Raw genomic sequence first — 23,266 nt, 5'->3', positions numbered from 1 at the left:
GGCTCATTCACAGGCTTTTATGAACCGCGGCTTCTATACCATCATGTGCGCGCAGTTCCTGTCGTCTCTGGCCGACAACGCACTGCTCATCGCTGCCATCGCCCTTCTGACGAGCATCAACGCTCCTGACTGGATGACGCCGCTCCTCAAGCTCTTTTTCGTGGTGAGCTACGTGTGCCTCGCCGCCTGGGTGGGCATCTTCGCAGACTCGATGCCCAAGGGCCGCGTCATGTTCCTGACGAACTTCGTCAAGGCGGTCGGCTGCCTGCTGATGCTCTTCGGCGGCCACCCACTTCTCGCCTACGCGATCGTGGGCGTGGGCGCTGCGGCCTACTCGCCCGCGAAGTACGGCATTCTCACCGAGCTTCTCCCGCCGCAGAAGCTCGTTGTCGCCAACGGCTGGATCGAGGGCCTCACGGTTGGTTCCATCATTCTCGGCGTTGTGCTCGGCGGTGTTCTCATCAAGCCTGAGATCGCACAGTCCATCCTCGATTTGTTCCATCTTGATGCTCTCGGCCTGTCGAGCTTTGCCGAGGCCGCCATCTTCGCAATCGCCTTCGTCTACCTCGCCGCCTCGGCCGTCAACCTCGCCATTCCCGACACGGGCGTGCGCTATCCCCCGCAGAAGTTCGACCCCGTCGACTCCATCAAGGGCTTCGTCAAGAGCTGCCGTCTTCTCTGGAGCGACCGTCTCGGTCAGATCTCCCTCTCCGTCACGACGCTCTTCTGGGGCGCAGGCGCAGTGCTTCAGTTCCTCGTTCTCAAATGGTGCGACCACGCGCTCGGCATGGATCTCTCTCAGGGTGCCGTCATGCAGGCCGTCGTGAGCCTCGGCATCGCCGTCGGCGCCTTCCTCGCCGCCGCCAAGGTTCCTCTCAAGAAGTCCCTCAACGTTCTGCCCATGGGCATCTGCATGGGCGTGCTCGTCGTGGGCGCCTCCTACTTCACGCGCGACATTGCGCCCGCAGGCGGCCTCTCGCTCTTCGGCTTCGAGCTTTCCTGGGCCGTCATGATCGCCGGCCTCATCATGATCCTCGTGGGCATCTGCGCGGGCTTCTTCGTCGTTCCGATGAACGCGCTCCTGCAACACCGCGGCCATGTCCTCATGAGCGCGGGACGCTCCATCGCCGTGCAGAACTTCAATGAGAACTCCTCCATCCTCGTGATGCTCGGCGTCTACTCCCTGCTCATCAAGGCCGACCTCTCGGTTCCCGCCACGATGATGATCTTCGGCGTCTTCGTGAGCATCTCCATGCTGCTCGTCATCCTCAAGCACCGCCGCAATCAGGCCGAGTACGACAGCACCCACCTGATCGGCGAAGGCACCCGCCACGTGACTGAAGAGCACTGATCAGCATCACCAAGGCACCCTCCCGAACGGGCCCTGCACGACAGCACGGGCACGTTTCCGTTCATGGCTCCCAGCCATGAAGCGCAAAAAGCCAAACGCCCTCTCCTCGCCAGCAAACAACACAGCAACCACCTGCCCCCCATCGAAAGCCCCCTCAAAGCCTTAGGAAACGCGAGTACAAGAAAAAGCGGACCGCCTCCACGTCGGGAGAACGGTCCGCCTGAAGACGTCAGGAGAAAGTTCCTGTCTTATACGGCGGCGGGAACTGCCTCGTCATCCTTTTCATCCTTGCCGAGATCATGGTTCACCATGGCTGCGACCGTGGAGTCGGACCAGACGTTGAGCGTCGTTTCGATCATATCGATGACGGCGTAGAAGGGCAGGATCACGCCCATGAGCATGATGGGCACGTTCATGCTTGCGAGAAGACTCGCCGAAAGGAAGAAGCAACCCATCGGAACGCCTGCGTTGCCCACGGCCGCGAGTGTCGAGATCAGGATCCAGGCGGCGAGCATCGGCAGCGTCACCTCGGCACCCGCATTCTGCATCAGGTAGACGACCGTAACGAGGATGAAGGCGGCGCAGCCGTTCATGTTGATCGTCGTGCAGATCGGCAGCACGAAGCGGGAGACGGGGCGAGCGACGCCCACGTTGTTTTCCGCGCAGGACATCGTGACGGGCAGCGTGCCGGCGGAGGACTTCGAGAAGAAGGCGACGGCAAGCGCAGGCGCCATGCCCTTGGCGACGCGGATCGGATTGACGCCGCGGGCAAGCATGAGAAGCGGAAGCACGACGAGCATCTGGACGAAGTTGGCGGCGAGAATGACGCCGAAGTAGGTGCCGAGACCGCCGATCTCAACGCCCTTGTTCATCTCGACGACAAGTGCAGAGATGAAGCCGAAGATGCCGATCGGAAGCACGCGGATGAGCCACTTCACGAGAATGAAGAGGACCTCCTGAGCGCCCGTGAAGAAGGCAAGCAGCACCTCCTGCGAGCGGCTGTCGCGCGGCAGGCGGGAGATTGCGATGCCGATGGCGGCGGAGACGAGCAGGACAGAGAGCACGTTCGCGGAGAGGAACGGCGCCAGGAAGTTGTCCGGAATCACGGACTGGATGTACTCGAGATAGGAGTGCTCCGCCACCTGCGGCGCGATGGCGCCCGCCGTCATGGCGACGTTGGCGGGAGACATGGCGACGTAGAGGACGGCGGCGAGCGTGGCCGCCAGAATCGTCGTGAAGAGCGTGTAGAAGATCGTGTGGCGGAAGATGCGACCAGACTCGCTCGAACGGGAGATCGAGGCGAGCGTCGCGATGATCGACACGGCGATGATCGGAATGCTGATGAACTTGAAGAGGCGAATGAAGATCGAGCTCACGAAGTCCGCGAATGCATGGATAGTCTCGCCGCCCCAGAGGCCGCTGCAGACGCCGAGCACGATCGCAACGAGATAGGCGGCCGCCATGGCGGTCTGGGAACCCTTGACGCGGGGCCTGGCTTCGTCGGGGGATTGAGTCATCTGGGAGTTTCCTTCTTGTTTTTGAAAAACTGCAGTGCTGCGGATCCGCAACAGTCTTTTCGAAGTGTATACCCGAGTAACTCGCTCAGGTATATCCGCACATCCTCATTTTGCGTCAACAAAAATCAGGCATACTTTCCCGGCCTGCAGCAGTAGCGAACCGATCCATCTAAGCACAACTGCCTAGTTCGACTCACCGTAATCCAAAGGCGTCTGCCCCGCAGGGTAACGCCGCCTTCTGACGACAACAGACGAAAAAGAGGCGGAAGACCGTGAGACCAGTCCTCCGCCTGTCAAAAGGCCTTCCGGAGAAAAAGGAAAAACCGGAAGGCATTCCAAGACAACTTGTTCCGTCTTCGCCCTTTTTCTCTCAGAGCCCAATGAGGCGCTCGGGATGGGAGTAGACGTTGGCGCGGCTGCGACGGCAGAAGGCCGCAAGCGTGATCCCGCACTCTCGTGCAAGTTCGACGGCGAGCGCCGTCGGTGCGGAGACGGCGAAGATGATCTCGACGCCGCACATGGCCGCCTTCTGAACCATTTCGTAGGAGGCTCTGGAGCTGATGACAAGCGCGCCGTCACGCCAGCCCCTGCGGGCACGAAGACCGAGCAGCTTGTCAAGCGCGACATGCCTGCCGACGTCTTCGGCGCCGCCCGCAAAGCTTCCGTCGGGACGAACCCAGACGGCGGCGTGGGTGCAGCCCGTGATGCCGCCGAGGCGCTCGACACGCTCCAGATAGCCGAGGGCGTCGGCATAGGCCGCCATCGGGAAGGTCTGCTCGTGCGGCACGACCCGCTTTTCGCGCACGGCCTCTCCAAGACTTTCGACGCCGCAGATGCCGCAACCCGTGCGGCCCGTCATCGAGCGGCGGCGGTCCTTGAGCTTCCAGAAGCATTCGGACGAAATCGTGAGGTCCACCTCGATGCCGCCGCGGCAGGCCTCGCGCACCTCGCAGGCATAGAGATGCGAGGCGTCGGGAATGATGCCCTCGGCAAGCGAGAAGCCGAGCGCGAATTCTTCGAGCATCGAGGGAGAGGCCATCATGACGGCGTGCGAGATGCCGTTGTAGACAAGCGCAACGGGAACCTCCTCTGCCACCCAGTCGAGCGCAGGCTCGTCTGCATTCATGCGAAAGACCTCGACCTCGCGGGCCCCCAGACGCTCGACGCCGCCCATGGAGACGGGCATGCAGGTCCCCGCCTCAATGGCGGTCGCAAGCGCGTGTTCGGCCTTGTTCAAATAAGCGCATCCCATGTTCATCTCCCGTGCGTTTCGTGCCAGCGGCGTCTCGTTGCGGAAATATTGATCCTCAGGCTTCCTTGCCCTCAACGGCGTTCTGATAGAAGAGCTCAAGCCCCGTCATGACGATCTGCTCGACGTCGGCGCAGAAGTTGAGCTCCTCTCCCGCGAAGATCGTCGGGAAGGCGGCATGACAGCCGGCGCAGACGTGCAGGCGGCGCGTTTCGTCGGTCTCGTCATGGATGTAGGAGAGGTCCGACACGGCCTGATCGCCGCAGACGGCGCAGCGGATGCGCTCGAAGCCCCAGTGTGCGCCGCAGCACGTGCACCAGAGCTGCTTGATGTGCCCGTTGAGCGGCGTGTCGGTCACGCTCGCGACGGCGGCGTCGGAGCCGCAGACGGGGCAGTGAAGCGGACGGTTGTGATGCGTCGTGTCGGTGCCCGTTCTGGCGATGCGGCGGCTGCCTTCGTCGGCCGCCTCGTCAAGGAAGACGCGAAGCGCGAGGCCGAGCACGGGAAGAAGGAAGATGTCAAGAAGGGCGTCCTCGCCCGCGTGCACCTCGACGGCATGGAGATACCCCATCGGATCGCGACCTGCGCTCTCAAGGAGCTCAGCCGACGCAAAGCGCGTCCAGTCGATGGCTCGGCAGGCTTCGAGCATGTCGCCCTCGATCTCGTCGTTGTCGAGAAGGGCCGCCGCGATGGCGTCGACCGTCTGCAGGAAGCGCTCCGAGTCAATCGTGACGGGACGGAGCGAGAGAAGCGTCTCCTTGCCCAGACGGGCGGCCTCGATCTCTTCGTCAGTCCACTCGGGAGCTTCAGCGGCAAGCTGTGCGCGCAGATCCGCCGCCTTGAGCAGCGCGGGCGCAAAGAGCGCGAGACGCGCGACGACGCTTTCGTCCTGGTGACCGGCGGCACGGGCAAGGGCCCTTTCGATCGACTTGCGGTTGAGCATGTGACTTTCCTTTTTTTCAAGGCACTCCGTGCCGTAAGCCCAGAATGCGCGTTTTCTGATTGTGGATTCGGCGCCGCTTCGGGCGTCCGGAAAGAGGTCTCCAAGTCTCTAGAGGCCTCTTTCCGGACGAGCCCCCTGCGGGGCCCGTCCGGGGGTCGTCGGCGTCGCAGAAGCACCGGCGGCTCTTTCGGAGAGTTCGGAAAAGCTTCCCCTTACTTTTCCTTGCCGTCCTTTTCAACGGTCACGTTCTTGCCAAGGGCGATTTCCTCATTCGCCCAGTAGCCCCAGTGGTAGACCGCGTCGGACTCGCTCACCTTGCCGTCGCCGAACATGATGCGGGCGGTGCCGCGATACGGCTGGAAGATGCCGGCGCCGAGATAGATGTGGGCGATGCCGACAAAGACGGTGAGGAAGAAGAACACGTCATGCACGAGGTGTGCAAGAAGCAGCGTTTCAGGGGCGAAGTCGACCTTGAGGCCGGAGCCGGTCGGGAAACCCGTGTTGAGCCAGAGCACGATGCCCGAGAGCGCGAGCATGATGCAGAAGAACAGCAGGGCGCCGTCGGCGAGACGCTGGGCGGACTTCACGTGGTGCTGCGGGGGCATGTGAACCTTGCCCGGCGCAAACAGATAGAACGGGAATTTCATGGCCCAGGTCACGTCGTCCTTGTCCCACTTGCCGAAGATGTCCTCCTTGAAGAGGTGCACGAAGCCGGCGGGCGACTTCAGCACGGCGAAGAGCGGAACGAGGATGAACGGAACCGCGAGGACGCGATGGAGCATGCGCATGGTCTGGGTGAACTCACCGCCCATAATGCCGCCGCCGAGGCTCGGAACGAACACGAACACGCCGGTGACCGCGAGCAGGATGCAGGCGACGGCGGCAACGCCGTGAGTCACGCGGGTGAGCAGAGAGTGACGCTGAATGTATCTGGTCATTCTGAGTCTCCTATTACTTGCCGGAGGCTTCTTTTTCAAGAAGCTCCTTGACTTCACGATCGGCGGTGGCGCGCTGTTCAGGCGTCCAGTGCTTCTTGGCTTCCTCGACGGTCACCTTTTCGCGGCGGTAGCCGGTGGCGGCGACGAAGGAAACGGCGAGGCCGGCGAGCACCGCAGCGGTGCCGACACCGGTCACCGTGCGCATGGCGTTCATCATGCCGATCATCTTGTTGGGCTTGGGATCGGTCGGGAGGCCATAGGCTTCGTGACCGAACTGGCAGACCTGCAGCACGTGCAGACCGCCCATCTCGTTGACGCCGTAGAGCTCGGCCTTGTCAAAGCCCTTCTTCTTGAGGAACTCGACTCGCTTCTGACCGAGCGCGATCATTTCGTCGCGCGGGCCGAACTTGAGCGCCTCAGGCTGGCAGGTCTTGACGCAGGCCGGGATGCCGCCCTCTTCGAGACGGTCGATGCAGAGCGTGCACTTGTCCACGCAGCCGTCCATCGGACGGAAGCGGGGCACGTCGAACGGGCAGGCGGACTGGCAGTACGTGCAGCCGTTGCACTTGTCCGTGTCGTACGCGACGACGCCGTTCTCCTTCTTGTAGAGGGCGCCGGACGAGCAGATCGCAACGCAGGCGGCGTCCGTGCAGTGGTAGCACGAGCGGCGGCCGATTGCGAAGTTGATCGGCTGGTACTTGTTGCCGGACTCCTTCTCGTCGAACGTCATCACGAGACGCGTGTCGCCGTTGAGGTCAGGCGGGTTCTGATACGTGCCCGAGAACTTGTTCTCGTTGAGGCCGAGCTTCGAGGGAAGCATGTTCCACTGCTTGCACGCAACCTGGCAGCCCTTGCAGCCGGTGCAGTGCGAAGAGTCGAACAGCATGGCGACTTCTTTAGTGTTTGCCATCATTCATCTCCATTGGCACGCCGTCAGGCTGCCTTCTCAAGGTTGACAAGGAACGCCTTGTATTCCGGAATGTACGAGTTCGGGTCACCGACGTTGGGAGTGAGGTCGTTCACGTTGTCGCCGGTGGCGAGCTTCGTCGCCCAGGAGAAGTGGTGCGGCATGCCGACCACGTGCGTGAGCTTGCCGTCGATCATCATCGGCTTCATGCGGATGGTGATCATGGCGTCGACCACGACGGAGCCTCGGTTGTTCCAGACTCGGACCTTGTCGCCCGGACGAATGCCCTTTTCCTTCGCAAGCTCTTCGGAAAGCTCGATGAAGTTGCTCGGGATGAGTTCGTTGAGCCACGGGATGTTGCGGGTCTGCGTGCCGGACTGCCAGTGCTCGACGACGGAGTAGGTCGTGACCACGTACGGGTAGTCCTTGATGCTGCCGCGGCGGACCGACGGGTCCTCCGTGAAGCGAGCGCACGGGTTGCCGCCTGCACCGTTGAGGAGGTTCTTCACCGGAGCCTCATGCGGTTCGAAGTGCTCGGGCAGCGGACCGTCGGCCATCGAGTAGGCGAAGAGACGGGCGTTCTGCTCCCAGGTCATGAAGAAGGCGTTGTCGTCGGGGGCCTTGGCCGTGACGAAGTCGCCCACGTCGTTCTGGAGCCACTTCTTGCCGTCCCATTCGACGAGCACGCGCTTCGGATCCCAGGGCTTGCCCTTCGGGTCGGCGGAGCAGCGGTTGTAGAGGATGCGGCGGTTGGCGGGCCAGGCGAAGGACCAGCCGGGGAAGAGACCGAGACCGGTCGGGTCTTCCTTCGAGCGGTTTGTCATCGGCTGCTTCATCGGGTCGAGCTTCTGGGACTCGTTGTTGTAGTAGCCCGAGAAGATCCACATGCCGCAAGCGGTCGTGCCGTCAGCCTGAAGCTGGCCGTAGCCCTTGAGGAGCTTGCCGTCGCCGACCGTGTAGCCGTTGAGGGCCCAGCAGAGGGCGCGCAGATCGGGCTTGCCGTCGATCGTGTAGTCGAAGTTCGTCTTCAGGATCTGATCCGGGCAGGCGCCGCCTTCCTTCTTGTAGAGCTCGACGATGTTCTTCCAGAGAAGCATCATCATCTCGAAGTCGGAACGGCATTCTCCCGGCGGCTCGATGGCCTTTTCACGCCACTGGATCCACCGACCGGAGTTGTTGATGGAGCCGATTTTTTCATAGATGAGCGCGGCGGGAAGGAAGTAGACCTCGGTCTTGACGTCCTCGGGCTTCATGTCCGGAGCTTCCCAGAAGGTCGAGGTCTCCGTCTGGAACCAGTCGGCGACGACGAGCCAGTCGAGGTTGGCCATCGAGTGGCGGGCGTGCTTGCCGTTCGGGGTGGAATGCATCGGATTCATGCCCCAGCAGAAGTAGCCCTTGATCTTGTTGTCGCGCATGTCGTTGAACGACATGATCGTGGAGTAGTCGCCGTAGTCGAGCTTCGGGCTGATCTTCGGCAGCAGGTCGTAGCAGTAGTCGTTCTCGACCGTGGCGTTGGCGCCGAACCATTCGCGAAGCTGGGAGATCCAGAACTTCGGCTTGTTGGCATAGTAGCCCGCGGCGTACGTTTCCTTCGAAAGATAGTCGGCGAGCTTCGGGTGAGCCTTGCCGGTCGGCCAGGAGAGATAGGCGGGAGCCTGATGCGAGCTTGCGCCGACGTCGGTCGAACCCTGAACGTTCGGTTCGCCGCGAAGGGCGTTGATGCCGCCGCCCGCTATGCCGATGTTGCCGAGCAGAAGCTGGATGACGCACATGGCGCGGCAGTTCTGGGAGCCGTAGGTGTGCTGCGTCTGACCGAGGGCGTAGAGGATGGAGCCCGCCTTGTCGGGACGGCCGGTGGAGGCGAAGACCTCCCAGACCTTCTTCATGACGTCGGGATCCATGCCGGTGACGCGCGTGACGAGCTCGGGCGTGTAGCGGGCATAGTGACGCTTCATGACGTTGAGGACGCAGTTCGGATCCTGAAGGGTCATGTCGCGCTTGAGGACCTTGAGGTCAGGCGTCTTGAACTTCGGCGTGCCCGGACGGTTGACCCAGGCGAAGGCGGAGCCTTCGGAAGTGTCCCAGACGGCCTTGTGATCGACGTCGTAGCCCCAGGTTTCATTGTCGTAGCGCTTCGTTTCCGGATCCCAGCCGGAAAAGAGGCCGTGATCGACGTCGAACTTGAAGTCGGGACGCAGCAGGCAGGCGGCGTTCGTGTAGTGCAGGACGTATTCCTTCTGGAAAAGGTCGTTCTGCAGGATGTAGTTGATCAGGCCGCCGTAGAAGGCAAGGTCGGAGCCCGGACGGATGCGGGCGTAGATGTCGGCGCGGGCGGCCGAACGGGAGTAGCGCGGATCGACCACGATCCACGTGGCGCCCTTGTCTTGGGCGCGCTCGACCCAGCGGGAGGAGAGCGGATGGTTTTCGACGTTGTTCGAACCGATCGACATGATGACGTCGGAGTTGGCGAAGTCGCACCAGTGGCTCGTCATGGAGCCGCGGCCGAACGACGGCGCAAGACCGGAAACGGTCGAAGAGTGACAGACGCGGGTCTGGTTGTCGATGGCGAGGACGCCGAGGCTGCGCGCGAACTTCTGCACGAGCCAGCCTTCCTCGTTGTTAAGCTGGGCGGCGCCTAGGCTGGCGATGCCGTCGCAGCGATTGACCGTCACGTCGCCTTCCTTCTCGACGAAGGTGGCGTCGCGAGTCTTCTTGACGTGCCTGGCAATTTCAAGAGCGGCCTGATCCCAGGAAAGACGCTCCCAGGTCTTGCTGCCCGGACGGCGAACCATCGGATAGAGCACGCGGTCCGGATGAAGCTGGGCGCGGCGATCCTTCGTCACGATGTTGCGAAGGCCCCACATGGCGGCGCCCTTCGGGCACAGGCCACCAAGGTTGACCGGATGATCCGGGTCGCCTTCAAGATTGATGAGTTCGCCGTTTCGCGTCGAGCAGATCGTGCCGCAGCCGCCTGAGCAGTAGCAGCAGATGTTCGTCGTTTCATTCACGCTGGTGAGCTTGTAGGGCTTCTTGGAGCCGCCGGCCGCATGGGCAGCCGCGCCGGCAAGACCGGACGCAGCACCGCCGCCGAGAAGCAAACCACGCTTGAGAAAACTTCTGCGAGATACTTCCATGGGGGATCCTTCTTGGAAAGTTGTTGTTCTTGCCGTCGCATGAGCGATGCACCGAATCAGGGGCGGCGCATCGCGGCGGTGATTTTCGTCATGACAGAGGGGGACTCCGTCGACACAGAGAGTCTGCCCTCATGTCGAATTCATGACAACCCTACTCTCGCAGTAGTTTTCAACCAAAAGCCCCCTCCCTTAGCTTTAATACACCTACCACCTGAGAGGTACTTCTGACGAAGGGTCTTCAACGGGAAACTCATTTCTGCAGGAGAGCCCCGCTATTCACAATGAAAATAGCGAGTTGTCCAAAGATCACATGGCCGGCATACCGCATTCACGGTATTCTCAGGTTTTCAAGTCCGCCTGCCCGAAGCGTTTGCGGAAAACGCCACTGCGCCCTTCTCTTTTTTTTGCTATTCTTTTGCCTACGGGTTTACCCGAGACCTGCAAAGGGCGAACGACGCCCAACCTTCAAAGACTGTCTTCAGCTCGAAACCACACCATGCTCAACAGCGGACACGGTCATCAGACCCTCGGCAAATTTCTTTCGCGCTGCCTTCGCGGCGCGGCGGGCATTGCCGCCGGCATCGGCCTTGCAGCGGCAGCCACATCGGCCCTTGCCGCCGACGCGCACTGCGACGTGGTCGTGATCGGTGCGGGCGGCTCAGGTCTCACGTCGGCGCTCTCCGCAGCCGAAGCGGGCGCGAAGGTAATCGTCGTCGAGAAGATGCCCTTCATTGGAGGCAACACCGTTCTTGCCACGGGCTTCATGCTCGGCGTCCCGAAGGGCGAACCCCGCGAGCTCGAGCTGCTCGAGAGCGACATGATCCGCAAGGGCGGCCGCACGACCGATCAGGCCCTTCTCACACGCATCGTCTCCGGCTCGGGCGAAGCCGTTGAATGGCTTCGCAGCTACGGCGCCGAACTCGAGCCCCTCTGCATCACCCGCGACGACAGCCTTCAGACGGCCTGCAACCTCAATGAGGACGGCACGGTTTCCAAGCGCGGCATCCAGCCCAAGCGCGGCCTCATCGGGCCCGAAATCATCAACGCCCTTCTGCACGGGATCGAATCCCACGGTGTGCCCATCCGCACCCGCACCGCCGTCAAGAGAATCACAACCGACGCCGAGGGCCGCGTCAACGGCGTCGTCGTCCTCAACACGAAGGGCAGGGAGTACAGGATTGATGCGCCCGCCGTGGTCATCGCAACGGGCGGCTTCAGCGCAAACGAGGCGATGGTCTCCCGTTTCGCACGCCACACGCAGGGCCTTCAGTCCACCAACTCCCCCGCCGCCACGGGCGACGGCATCCTTCTTGCCGAGAACATGGGGGCCCGAACAGTCGACATGCACGCCGTGACGGTTCATCCGACCACGCTTCCTTTTTCCGGTCTCATCCTGCCTCATCAGGTGCGCGTCAACGGCGCGATCCTCGTCAACGACAAGGGCGAACGCTTCGCCGACGAGCTTTCCGAAAAACTGGCGGAGCAGATCCGCGACAAGAACAGCGGCCGCGCCTGGCTCATCTTCGATCAGGCGATGATCGACGACATGCCAGTTCTCAAGAGCTACGCCCGCTCGGGCTACTTCATTCGCGGCACGTCCGACCTTGAACTCGCCCGAGGCATCCGCGTGCCTCCCGAAAAGTTCCACGAAACCCTCGTGCGCTACCGTAGCATGGTCGACCGTCAGGAGGACACGGACTTCGGCCGTCCCCAGCTCCTGAGCCGCCTCGACAGCTCCCCGCTCTACGCCGTGAGCGTGCGCCCCGGCATTCACACGACACTCGGCGGCCTCAAGATCGACCCGCGCGCCCGCGTCCTGAGCGACAAGGGCCCCATTGCCGGGCTCTATGCAGCGGGCGAAGTGACGGGCGGCGTCCTCGGCGCCAGACGCCTTGAGGGCGCAGGTCTTACCGCAGCCATCGTCTACGGCCGCATCGCGGGCACCGAAGCCGCAGACTGGGCAAAGCTGCGCGCGAAGACGAAGCCTGCGACTGGAACGGGCGGCTGAGGACCACTCCGTCGCTAGACGACGCAACCTGACGCGGCTTCCGTCATAATGGTTCCACAGAACCCACGGAGGCCCTTCCTTTGCCAAAGCTTCGCATCTTTCACTCGGCCGACTGGCACATCGGCAAGGGACTCGGAACGATCGACCGCACGGACGACTTCCGGGTCTTCATCCGCGACTTTCTCGAACTCGTCGAGAAGCGCAGGCCCGATGTCATTCTTCTAGCGGGCGACATCTTCGACACGTCCATGCCCGCAAACAGTGCCCAGCGCCTCTATTACGACATGATCCGCGCCCTCTCGGGCACGTCGGTCATGGCCACCGTCATCACGGCGGGCAACCACGACTCACAGCGCTTTCTCGAAGCCCCCAGGGCACTTCTCGAAACGATGAACTGCTTTGTCGCGGGCGAGTCGCCCGAAAGTCAGGCGTTCGTTCTCCGAGACGATGCGGGCGAGCCCCTCCTTGCCGTCGCGGCCGTTCCCTTCCTGCGCGAGGGCGACGTAAGAGGCGGCTCAATCGACGACACGGACGCCACGAGGGCCGCCAGATTCGAGTCGGGCGTCAGGAAGCACTACGATACCGTTAACGGCTTTCTGGACGAGGCGCTCGACGGCGCACGAGTACCCCGAATCGCCATGGGGCACCTGTTCGTGACGGGATCGCGCCTGCGACCCGACGACGACCCGACGACACCGAACGAGAGTGCCTACGTGGGCTCTCTTCGCAACGTCACGGCCGACGCCTTCGGCACGGACTGGGACTACGTCGCCCTCGGACACATTCACAACAGCCAGACGGTCAAGGCACAGATTCCCATGCGCTACAGCGGCTCTCCCGTCTCGCTTTCCTACTCGCACATCCCGTACCGCCATCACATCGTCGAGCTCACCTTCGATGAAACGGGCGGCATGACCTTCGAGGAACTTCCCGTCAGGCAGCCCCGTGAATTCGTTCGTGTCAGCGGCACGTTCGAGGAGCTTCGCGCAGACATTGCCGAGGCCGGCGCAACACATGAAAAGCCCTTCGTCGAAGCGACGCTCACGTCGGACGAATGCGTGCCCGACCTTGCGGGCGAACTCACCGCCTGGGGCGAGGCGCACGGCGTCATCGTCACCGCCGTACGCAACCAGCAGGCCGCACGCAAATACGAAGAGGACGAGCTCAATGCGCCGTCCCTCGACGACCTGACGCCCGAATCCGTCTTCAAGTCCTTTCTTGAGGAGCGCTTTGAAACGCGCGAAGGCGCAGACGACGCCTATCGCAAGCTCATGCCGCTTCTCGACGAAGCGGTCGAGGAGGTGCGCATCGAGACGCGCCCCGCCATCGAAAGCGCCGACACACCCAACCAAGAGAAGAACACCGCCGAGGAGGTTCCGGCATGAGGCTCCTGCAACTCCGGTTCACGAACATCAACTCACTTGCGGGCACCTGGGAGATCGACTTCACGAACGCCGACTTCAGGCGCAGTCCGCTTTTTGCCATCATCGGCCCGACGGGCAGCGGCAAGTCGACGATTCTCGACGCCGTCTCGCTCGCGCTTTATGCCACGACGCCCCGCATGACGGACACACACGTCAAGTTCGAGGGACCCGACGCCTGCCCCGTCATGACGAAGGGGGAAGGCGCGGCCAGCGCCGCCGTTCGATTCGAGGCGGACGGCCGCGCGTACCTGTCGCGATGGAGCCGGCGCACGAAGCGTACGGGCAGGCTTTCCGAAGACGAAGTCGAGCTTGTGGCCTTCGCAAGCCCCGAAGACAGGACGGGACGCGTCATCGCCAGTCAGAAGCGCCTGTGGGAAAGCGAGATCCAGCGCATCACGCGCATGTCCTTCCCGATCTTCACCCGCTCGGTGCTGCTTGCGCAGGGCGCCTTCTCCAACTTCCTCAAGGCTGCCGACGACGAGCGTGCAAATCTCCTCGAAAAGATCACGGGGACGGATCTTTATTCGGCCGTCAGCATGAAGATCTTCGAGAAAAACCGAAGCGCCCGCGACAGTCTTGACATGGCCGTCGCCAGACTCGAGGGCATGCAGATTCTCTCCGACGAGGATCGTCGGGCGCTGGAACAAACGGTGACCGAGCTCTCGCTCAAGGTGCCCGCCATGGAAAAAGCCTCGAAAGAGCTGGACGAAGCACTGCGCTGGCGCAGGGGACTCGACAGACTGACCTGCGACCTTGCAGACCGCGTCGGGGTCGAAGCCGCCGCAAAGGCGGCCGAGGCTGCCTTCGAGCCCGAGCTCAGGAAGGCCGAACGCGCCGAGCAGGCCGCAAAGCCTGTCGAGCGCCATGAAGAGCTTCTCAAGACCGAGGTTCTGTTCACACGCAACAAGTCCGAACTGGCCGAAGCGGAATCTCAGCTTGAAGCGGTACGCACTGCCCTCCCTGATCTGGAAGCTACCCTGAAGACCGCCGCGACGGCGGAGCGAGGAGCCGCAGCCACCAGAGACGGCTTCATGCCCGAATACCGCCGCATGCTCGAGGCTGACGAAGGCATCAGACGACTCTCTCATCAGGCGTCAACCGCACAAAAGACTGCCGAAGCAGCCTTCGAGGCTGAGAAGACCGCATGCGCGGACCTCGAAACAGCAGCCGCCCGACAAATGAAGGCCGCCGATGAGTCCGCCCGCCTGCAGGAACGCATGACCACCACTTCTGCCGATGCACAGCTCGAGACTCCGCTTGCGCTTCTGAAGCAGTCTGCCGCTGCGATTGAAGCGCTCTCCACCCGCCTGCGGCAGGAGGAGCAGAATGCCGACACCCTCGTGGGACGTCTTGAGCTCGGCCGCGTCAAGACGGCGTCATTCGAAGCAGAGGTGAAGGCCGCCGTCGAAGCCCATGCCGCGTGTCAGACCACTCTGGAACAGGCTCGCAAGACCCTTGCCGCCATGCAGGCAAAGAGCTCCTACGAAGCCACACTGCTTCGCATGAAGACTCTGACCGAAGAGATGGCACTCGCACGCCACGTCGAGACGCTCCTTCAGCAGAAGGCCACGATTGAGGCTAGCACGGCACGCATGGCCGCATCGGCCGACCCCATCTGGTGGGAGGCCTCGGGTGCTCCCGAAATGCAGGGGCTTCTGCACCGTCTCGAAGAGCGCCTTGATGCCATCGAGAAGCGCCATCCGGGACTTTGCACCGTGCTGTCGACACCTGACAACACGCACCTCAAGTCTCTCAGTGAAGAACGAAACGCACTGGACAAGTGGACGAGCGATCTTGCAGAAGGCGAGCGCGCCTGCCGTGCCGCAGAGCTCAAGGAGCGCGAGGCGCTGGAAAACAAAAGCCTATCCGCAGAAAGGTTCCGGAAGGCGCAGGCTCTTCTCGAAAAACTTGAGGGAGAGCTCAGGCATACCCGCGAGAACCGTGACGCCGCCTCCAAGGCTTTGGAGGCTGAAAAGACGCATGCTCAGGAACTTCGCTCACAGCTTCCTGACAGCGACGCCGAACTCGATCTCCCCGCGCTCTGCACCGCGCTCGAAGCCCGCGTTGCAAACCGAAGGAAGCTCGAAGCTCAGGCAAGCCAGGCTGCCGACGCACTCACCCGCGCCGACCGTACGCTTGCCGTTTGTCAGTCCGATGCCGCCAGGGCAACACAAGCGAAGAACACCGCGGAGGCAGCGTGCGGCGCAGCGAAGAAGGCATGCACCGACGCTGTCGCTCTGAGAGCGGAAGCCTTCGGAGAACGCAATCCCGAAGCAGAGCTCACCGCTCACGATCGGGCCCTCAACGAGGCCCGCGCCCGCCTGCACGTCGCGCAAGACGCTCTCTCAAAGGCGCAGGCAAACGAAAGGGAAGGCACTGCCCGTGCCGAAACGCTCAGAAAAACCTCGGCGGATCTGGACGCCCAGATCACAGAGAAGCGCACTGCTCTTGCCAAGGCACTTGAGGATGCAGATTTTGAAACGATCGACGAAGCCAGAGGCGCCGCTCTGCCGGCTGAGACGATCAGAGCTTGCAGAACGCAAATGCAAAAGCTCGTCGAAGAGCGCGTGCGTCTTTCCGGCGAGGTCGCGCAGCTTGATAGACAGGTGAAGGAAGAATCCGCCAAGTCTCTGACAACAGAGACGGCCGAAGCGCTTGCGCCCAAGGCGGCGAATGCCGCCACCAAGCTCCTTGCAGGCAGGGATGAACTGAGCGCAGCGAAAAAGTCGATGGCCGAGGATGACCGTCGTAGACTTGAAGCCGACGACGCACGCAGGGAAATCGAACGGCTTCGTGAACTTGCCGGTCAGTGGGAGCAGCTCAACATGCTGCTCGGCAGCCATGACGGCAAGAAGTTCAGGGCGGCCGCCCAGAAGATCACGTTCCGCATCCTCCTCAAGCTCGCCAACGAGGCCATGAAGACCATGTCGCCCCGCTACCAGCTCAGGACGGGCGGGCCCTCGGGACTTTCTCTCGACGTCATCGACCACGAGATGGGAAGTCAGGTGCGCACCTCCCAGAACCTCTCCGGTGGCGAAAGCTTCATGGTGAGTCTGGCGCTTGCCCTCGGGCTCTCACGCATGGGCGGCCGAAATCTGAGGGTCGACACACTGTTCCTCGACGAAGGCTTCGGCACTCTCGACGAGGACACGCTCAACAAAGCGCTTTACGCCCTCGAGACGCTCCAGAAGTCGAGCGGCAAGCTCATCGGCATCATCTCCCATGTCAAGAGCATTCGTGAACGCATTGATGCGCAGATCGTCGTGACGAAGCGTCCCGGAAGCGGCAGAAGCACGCTGTCAGGACCTGGAGTCACGAAAATTGACGCAGAATAGCTGTACAGTTCCACAACAAGCTCAAAAGAAAGCGAAGCCCTGCAGGATCACCCCCGCAGGGCTTCTTCAAGTCAGGTGAGAAAACACTCAGCGTGTAAAGTCAACGTCCTTCACCAACTCGGACACTCCCAAGTATTCGGCAAGCGCCCTGACGTCAGGGCAAAGCACGGCAGGCTTCGAGGCGATGAGGTCCTGAAGCGTCGATGCGCCGTAAGTCATGGCCGCAGCATCGCAGCCGTAGCGGTGCGCCATGATCACGTCGTGGGTCGTATCGCCGATCATGACCGTTCGTTCGGCAGGAACATCAAGCTCAATGCCGATCTTCTCGAGCATCTCGGCATTGGGCTTGGGAAGACATTCGGACGCCGTCTGCGTCGTCATGAAGAAGCCTTCCAATCCCGTACGCTCGAATACGCGCCGAAGGCCTTCACGACTCTTGCCCGTTGCAACCGCCGTCCTGAGGCCTCTTGCATGAAGTCCAACGATCAACTCGCGCATGCCGGGGAAGAGGATCACGTCCGCCTCGTGCGGGATGTACCACGCGCGGTAGATTTCACCGAACCTCAGGTGCTCGGACTCGGGACAGTCAGGCACGACCTTGAGGATGGCGCCTCGCCAGTCGAGGCCGATCACGCCACAGGCGTCCTGAAAGGACGGCACGGGATAGCCCATTTCGCGCGCGGCATGCTGGATGCCCTTCGCGATGAGAGCCGTCGTGTCCATGACGGTGCCGTCCCAGTCAAAGACAAAAAGATCGTACTTGGGTGCAAAGCCCGTCATGTCAGCGGCCTCCCTTCTTATCAAGAACCTTTAGAAGCGCAGCACAGTCCTCAGGCATCGGCGCCTGAATGTCGAGCTGCTCGCCCGTCACGGGATGCGTGAAGCGCAGGCGGGCGGCGTGCAGAAACATGCGCTTGAGAGGCGCACCGAGCAGGCCTCGCGACACCTCCCTGTTGAAGTCGAAGTCCCCGTACTTGTCGTCACCCACGAGCGGGAAGCCCTGGGAGAGCGCATGGACGCGAATCTGGTGCGTGCGCCCCGTCTTGAGCTCCGCATCAAGATAGCTGACGGAGCCGTAGCGCTTCAGAAGCGTGAAGATCGTGTGGGCGGGAACTCCCTCGACCTGATCGACGCGCACGCGACGCTCGCCCGAGGGCAACAGATAGCGCACGAGCGGAAGCTTCACGTGCTGGCGGTCGTTGACCCAGTCGCCCTTGACGAGCAGGCGGTAGTGCTTCTCAATGCCGCCGCTCTCCTTCATCATGTCGTGAAGGCGCACGAGTGCCTTGCGGCTTCGACAGACGATGATGGCGCCGGAGGTCTCGCGGTCGAGCCTGTGGGCAAGCTCAAGAAAGGGTTCGTCGGGACGCGAGGCGCGCAGGCGCTCGATGAGACCGTGCGAAATGCCCGAGCCGCCGTGGGCGGCAATGCCCGAAGGCTTGTTGACGATGAGAAGATGTCTGTCCTCGTACAGGACGGGAACCGTCCCTTCAGCAAGGGGCACGGCCGCAGGCCTGCCTGCGGGCTTCTGAGAAATCCTGATCGGAGGCACGCGCAGCAGGTCGCCCTCGACGAGCTTCGTCTCCGCCTTGACGCGCGCCTTGTTGACGCGCACCTCACCAGCCCTGATGATGCGGTAGATGTGGCTTTTGGGCACGCCCTTGGCAACGCGTGCAAGATAGTTGTCGACACGCTGGCCGTCCGCATCCGGGCCGACCGCAATCCAGTTGACGCCGTCAGTACGCAAAGACGTGATCCCGGACGAAGGCAGGATGGAAATTTCCGCTTTGTTTTCTCCACTCATCGTTTATACTTGTCGGCTATGATCGTTTGAACCACCGTCCGCTCGACGGCTTCAGGCGGTCAGGTTTCAGACGTGACGAGGCTTGAAAGCGCCCCGTCAGGCATTGATGCGGCCCGAAGCCGCGTCATGACGCGCATTCTCTCACGTTTTCATCGATTTTTGTGTCCGCCGCCCCACTGGCGAAGCGTCGGGCTAAAACCCATTTTGTTCAACAGGCGTCCCGGTACCCGGCGTACCGAGCCCTCGCCAAGGCGTCCGCGCCGTCCGACAGGACCTCCGCGATGCGCCGCACCGTTCTCGAAACGGCTCCCCGACATTAGGCTCGCAGCCCCGGCAAAGCCGTGAGGCCAGCTTGAGCGCTTGTCCGCCCCCTTTGCGGCGGTCGTGTCCGGAACCGAAGCGAGACGAGCGGAGAAGCATCGCGACCGGTCCGCCGGCCGAGCAGCCCGCGCCTGCGACGGCTCCTGCCGAGAGAGGGATGCAGGCGGCATCAGGGCGACAATCCCCGATGCCGTTGCCTTTGAAGCTGAAATTCACTTGTCTGCCGCTCCGGGCTGTCAGCCCGGCCTGAGCGGACCCCGGACCGGGAAATTCGAGGGAGGTCCCTCTTTCCCGCCGCGCAGCACGCACTGGCGCAGCTCCCCCGTCTTCCCTTCGGGTGTTGAGCGCGCCGCGTAGAGTCATCTGCGCCCGAAGCCTCCGACGGGTCTGAAAAATGCTCCGGCCGCGCTTATCAGCGTATGCACCGGCGGGCTTTTCCTCGTGCTCCGCACGATGGAGAAGGCTCGGAATGCTGTGAGGGATTGAGCCCGTTCGAACGCTCCCGCGTCCGCTCGTGAAGACTCTCCCCAGTTGCCCCGATCGGGGCAGACACAGCGCCGTTGACGCACCCGACAGCAACCAGGATGGCCGGCCGCAGGGCTCCAAAAGGTGCGTCACACGCACCATGGGAGCACGCGTGCCGTCGGCGCCGAAACGCGCGGAAGACGCCACCCGTGCCGACCTCAACGAGGTCCGGCATGACGGGCCTGCGTCCTTCGATGCGGCTGAGGCGCGCTTGCCGTTGCCCGCAGCGAATGCAGGGACAGGCGCCATTTCACTTCAAGGCACGCCAAAGTCCGCCCGCGTCAGTGGCGGCCGGAGTGCAATGCCATGAAGCGCATGCTTTTCAATGCCACGCACGCGGAAGAAACCCGCGTCGGCATCGTCGATGGACAGAAGCTCATCGACATCGACATCGAGACCGTGGGCCGCGAAGCCCGCAAGTCCAACATCTACAAGGGCGTCGTGACCCGCATCGAGCCCAGCCTCGAAGCCTGCTTCGTCAACTACGGCGAAGAGCGCCACGGCTTCCTTCCCTTCAAGGAAATCTCCCGCGCCTACTTCAAGGAAGGCGTCGACGTCCGTTCGGCCTCCATCCGCGAAGCCATCACGGAAGGTCAGGAACTGATCGTTCAGGTCGAAAAGGAAGAGCGCGGCAACAAGGGCGCCGCCCTCACGACCTTCATCAGCCTTGCCGGCCGCTATCTCGTCCTCATGCCGAACAATCCGCGCGGTGGCGGCGTCTCCCGCCGCATTGAAGGCGAGGAACGTCAGGAACTGCGCGAGGCCATGGAAAAGCTCGACCTGCCTGGCGGCATGTCCACCATCGCCCGCACGGCCGGCATCGGCCGTACGACCGAAGAGCTCCAGTGGGACCTCAACTACCTCCTCAAGCTCTGGGAGGCCATCTCCGAAGCCGCTGCGCCGCAGTATGAGCTCGTGCGCGAGGAAAACGGCCGCCGCACCACGCAGCTCGTCAAGACGAGCGTCGTCGAAGGCCGCCCGCTTCGCCGCGCCAATCCGCCGCCCTTCCTGATTGTTGAGGAATCCAACCTCGTCGTGCGCGCCATCCGCGACTACTTCCAGCCCGACATCGGCGAAGTGCTCGTCGACACGGACGAGATCTATGAACAGGCCCGCCAGTTCATGTCGCACGTCATGCCCGACATGGTCGGCCGCGTCAAGCGCTACCGTGAGGACATTCCGCTCTTCACGCGCTTCCAGATCGAACACCAGATCGAAACGGCCTACTCCCGCACGGTCCCGCTGCCCTCCGGCGGCGCGATCGTGATCGACCATACGGAAGCCCTCGTCGCCGTCGACGTCAACTCCGCACGCGCCACGCGCGGCGCCGACATCGAGGAGACGGCCTTCCGCACCAACTGCGAGGCTGCCGACGAAGTGGCCCGCCAGATGCGCCTGCGCGACCTTGGCGGCCTCATCGTGATCGACTTTATCGACATGGCCGACACGAAGAACCAGCGCGCCGTCGAGCAGCGTCTCAAGGACGCCCTCAAGTACGACCGCGCCCGCGTCCAAATGGCCAAGATCAGCCGCTTCGGCCTGATGGAGCTCTCCCGCCAACGCCTGCGTCCTGCCCTTTCCGAAGGCAGCCACGTCACCTGCCCGCGCTGCAACGGCGTCGGCGTGATCCGCGACACGGAAAGCTGCGCCCTGCAGGTCCTGCGCATCCTTCAGGAAGAGGCCATGAAGGAAGGCACGGGCGCCGTGCACGCGCAGGTTCCCGTCGACGTCGCCACCTTCCTCCTCAACGAGAAGCGCAACGACATCACGAAGCTTGAGGCACGCCACCGCGTGCCCATCGTGCTCATCCCGAACACCAAGCTCGAGACGCCGCACTACCACATCGAGCGCCTGCGTCAGGACGACGAGCGCCTCGAAGACACGACGCCGAGTTTCAACCGCGCCGAGGACGTCGCCCAGGTTGCCGACGATCCGTACGCCCTGAAGAGCCAGGAGGACAAGCCCCAGCGTCCGAAGCAGGTTCCCGTCATCAAGAACGTACTCCCGCGCGATCCCGCTCCCGTGCATCCGCAAAAGGCCGAGGAAGCCAAGGCCGAGGCCGGCAAGTCCGCCCAGCTCCAGCCCGTCACGCAGGAAAAGGGCCTCTTCTCTCGCATCATGAGCTTCCTCTTCGGCAGCAAGGATGAAAAGAAGGAAGAGGAAAAGAAGGTCGAGGAAAACAAGACCGAAGGCAAGGAAAAGTCCAAGGACGCCGGCCGCGAAGACCGCCGTCGCCGCGGTGGCCGCCGCGACTCCCGTCGTGACGCCTCCTCCCGCACCCGCCGCACGGAACGCACCGAGGAAAAGGCCGACAAGACTGAAAAGCCCGAAGAGCGCATCGAAGAGAAGAAGCGCCGCGAGCGTCCCGCCCGCCGTCCGGTCGCCGAGGCCGCCCCGCAGGCTCAGGACGCCCGTGACGAATCCGTCGAAAAGGCCGAGGGCGAACGCACCCAGCGCCGCCGCTCCCGCCGCCGTCGTCCTGCCGAAGCCGAAGCTCAGGCCGCACAGCCCGAAGCCCTTCAGACCATTGTCTCCGAAGCCCAGGAGGTCGCCCCCGCCGCTCAGGCTGAAGTCGCTCCCGAGGTGAAGGAAGAGGTCAAGACCGAAGTCAAGGCCGCCCCCGTTGTCGAGATGCCCGCCGAAGCGGTGACCAAGGAACCGAAGGCCGACGAAGCTGAAGCCGTTCGTCCCGAAGGCGAGGAAGCCGTCGACGAAGCTCAGGGCGAAACCCGCCGCCGTCGTCCGCGCCGCCGTCGTCGCAGCGGCAAGGCCGCAGGCGAGACTGCCGAAGGCGCCGCCGAAACGACCGCCGATGCCGCTCCCGAAGCTGCCGTCGAGGCTCCTGACGAAGTGAAGGCCGAGGAACAGGCGCAGGCCAAGCCTGAAGCTCAGGTCGAGTCCCGGCCCGCCGAAGACCTCAAGCCCGCAGAGGATCTCTTCGCAGGCATGGACGTCGGCGCCTCTGAACTCGTTCAGGTCGAGACGACGGCCAAGGCCGAGCCCTCCGACTACGTCGAGGCCCAGCCGCGCGGCCGCAAGCCCGTTCATCAGGCCGTTGAAGCCGCCGAAGAGCCGCTCGTGCAGATCGAAACCCGATCTGCCGAGGCTGAAGCCCCCAAGACGGAAGCCGACCTGCTGAAGAGCCCCGAGCACATGGCCGACGTGGCCCAGCTCATTACGGAAAGCTTCGAGAAGTCCGACCGCCGTCCGCGCCGCTCCCGTCGCAGCAAGGTCAAGCCGGACGAAACAGTGAAGACCCACCTGAAGCCGATCGCCGAAGCCGTCGCCGGCATCGTCGCCGAGCCCGATCCGCTCGGGAAGATCGCCGTCACCGCCAAGGCCCTTGAGACCAAGGAGGAAGAGGCGGGAAAGGTTCAGGTTCAGGCTGAAGCTGTCGAACTCAAGGCTGAGGCTGTCGAAGCCGCTGCAGAATCCGCTGTTGAAGCCGCACCCGTCGTCGAAGCCGCTCCCGCTGTCGGGACCGAAGCCGTCGTGCACGCGCCGCTCATGGGCGACGTGGCCGAGGGCCTCGAAGCCAACCTCGCCCGCGCTGGCCTCGAGCAGGTGCACACCAAGCCCGAGCTCGTGACCTTCAAGGGCTACGACGTCGTCCGCTACAGCGGCCGCCCGATGCCCGTCAAGGCTGAAGGCGAGACCGAGGGCCCGCTCGAACAGGTTCATACCCGTCCCGAGCTCTGCCGCCCCGTCGTCTACGAGGCCGTGCGCTATCCCGGTCGTCCCTATCAGGCTCCTGCTGCTCTCAACGAAGAGCCGCTCGTGCAGGTTCACACCCGCGAGGCCTGATGAGCC

The 23,266-nt window shown here is 63.0% G+C and carries 13 protein-coding genes; 5 read left to right on the top strand and 8 right to left on the bottom strand.

The window, feature by feature from the left end; all coding sequences use genetic code 11:
• Positions 1-19: 19 nt before the first annotated feature.
• A complete protein-coding gene (gene lplT, locus HMPREF3036_RS05450; RefSeq protein ID WP_062332278.1) occupies positions 20-1,351 on the top strand; it encodes a lysophospholipid transporter LplT in 1,332 nt (443 codons plus the stop codon).
• A gap of 248 nt (positions 1,352-1,599) precedes the next feature.
• On the opposite strand, the gene HMPREF3036_RS05445 is transcribed toward lplT, so the two are convergent.
• The 6 genes from HMPREF3036_RS05445 to HMPREF3036_RS05420 all read right to left on the bottom strand — a co-directional run bounded on the left by HMPREF3036_RS05445 (position 1,600) and on the right by HMPREF3036_RS05420 (position 10,039).
• The gene (locus HMPREF3036_RS05445) at positions 1,600-2,868 is read right to left on the bottom strand and encodes a dicarboxylate/amino acid:cation symporter (RefSeq protein WP_062332275.1); all 1,269 of its coding nucleotides are present in this window, start codon (positions 2,866-2,868) and stop codon (positions 1,600-1,602) included.
• A gap of 370 nt (positions 2,869-3,238) precedes the next feature.
• Positions 3,239-4,120: a formate dehydrogenase accessory sulfurtransferase FdhD gene (gene fdhD / locus HMPREF3036_RS05440; RefSeq protein WP_156469746.1), complete on the bottom strand. Its 882-nt coding sequence runs from the start codon at positions 4,118-4,120 to the stop codon at positions 3,239-3,241.
• Between the two features lie 55 nt (positions 4,121-4,175).
• Positions 4,176-5,060, bottom strand: coding sequence for a formate dehydrogenase accessory protein FdhE (locus tag HMPREF3036_RS05435; protein ID WP_062332272.1), 885 nt, complete (start codon positions 5,058-5,060; stop codon positions 4,176-4,178).
• 212 nt (positions 5,061-5,272) lie between these two features.
• On the bottom strand, positions 5,273-5,998 hold the full coding sequence (locus HMPREF3036_RS05430) for a cytochrome b/b6 domain-containing protein (RefSeq protein ID WP_005435800.1): 726 nt from the start codon (positions 5,996-5,998) through the stop codon (positions 5,273-5,275).
• A 13-nt stretch (positions 5,999-6,011) separates the two neighbouring features.
• On the bottom strand, positions 6,012-6,908 hold the full coding sequence (locus tag HMPREF3036_RS05425) for a 4Fe-4S dicluster domain-containing protein (protein ID WP_005435797.1): 897 nt from the start codon (positions 6,906-6,908) through the stop codon (positions 6,012-6,014).
• Between the two features lie 23 nt (positions 6,909-6,931).
• On the bottom strand, positions 6,932-10,039 hold the full coding sequence (locus HMPREF3036_RS05420; protein WP_062332269.1) for a molybdopterin-dependent oxidoreductase: 3,108 nt from the start codon (positions 10,037-10,039) through the stop codon (positions 6,932-6,934).
• A 496-nt stretch (positions 10,040-10,535) separates the two neighbouring features.
• On the opposite strand from HMPREF3036_RS05420, the gene HMPREF3036_RS05415 reads away from it, so the two are divergent.
• The 3 genes from HMPREF3036_RS05415 to HMPREF3036_RS05405 all read left to right on the top strand — a co-directional run bounded on the left by HMPREF3036_RS05415 (position 10,536) and on the right by HMPREF3036_RS05405 (position 16,806).
• Positions 10,536-12,047: an FAD-dependent oxidoreductase gene (locus tag HMPREF3036_RS05415; protein ID WP_062332266.1), complete on the top strand. Its 1,512-nt coding sequence runs from the start codon at positions 10,536-10,538 to the stop codon at positions 12,045-12,047.
• A gap of 80 nt (positions 12,048-12,127) precedes the next feature.
• On the top strand, positions 12,128-13,432 hold the full coding sequence (locus tag HMPREF3036_RS05410) for an exonuclease SbcCD subunit D (RefSeq protein ID WP_062332263.1): 1,305 nt from the start codon (positions 12,128-12,130) through the stop codon (positions 13,430-13,432).
• Entirely contained in the window at positions 13,429-16,806 is a 3,378-nt protein-coding gene (locus HMPREF3036_RS05405) for an AAA family ATPase (protein ID WP_062332260.1), read from the top strand. Before HMPREF3036_RS05410 ends, HMPREF3036_RS05405 begins: the two co-directional genes overlap by 4 nt.
• Before the next feature lie 87 nt (positions 16,807-16,893).
• Here HMPREF3036_RS05405 and HMPREF3036_RS05400 read toward each other — a convergent pair whose 3' ends face one another.
• Positions 16,894-17,586 carry an HAD family hydrolase gene (locus HMPREF3036_RS05400; RefSeq protein ID WP_062332257.1) on the bottom strand — a complete coding sequence of 231 codons (693 nt, stop codon included), beginning with the start codon at positions 17,584-17,586 and terminating at the stop codon, positions 16,894-16,896.
• Between the two features lies 1 nt (position 17,587).
• Positions 17,588-18,553 (bottom strand): RluA family pseudouridine synthase, encoded by a 966-nt coding sequence (locus tag HMPREF3036_RS05395; RefSeq protein ID WP_231853577.1) that lies wholly within the window; start codon positions 18,551-18,553, stop codon positions 17,588-17,590.
• Positions 18,554-19,762: 1,209 nt separating this feature from the next.
• On the opposite strand from HMPREF3036_RS05395, the gene HMPREF3036_RS05390 reads away from it, so the two are divergent.
• Positions 19,763-23,260 (top strand): Rne/Rng family ribonuclease, encoded by a 3,498-nt coding sequence (locus tag HMPREF3036_RS05390; protein WP_062332238.1) that lies wholly within the window; start codon positions 19,763-19,765, stop codon positions 23,258-23,260.
• The last annotated feature ends 6 nt before the right edge of the window (positions 23,261-23,266 follow it).

This window comes from Sutterella sp. KLE1602 (genome assembly GCF_001578585.1).
In the GTDB taxonomy this organism is placed as follows: domain Bacteria; phylum Pseudomonadota; class Gammaproteobacteria; order Burkholderiales; family Burkholderiaceae_F; genus Sutterella; species Sutterella wadsworthensis_A.
This window is presented reverse-complemented; position numbering and strand designations above follow the sequence as displayed.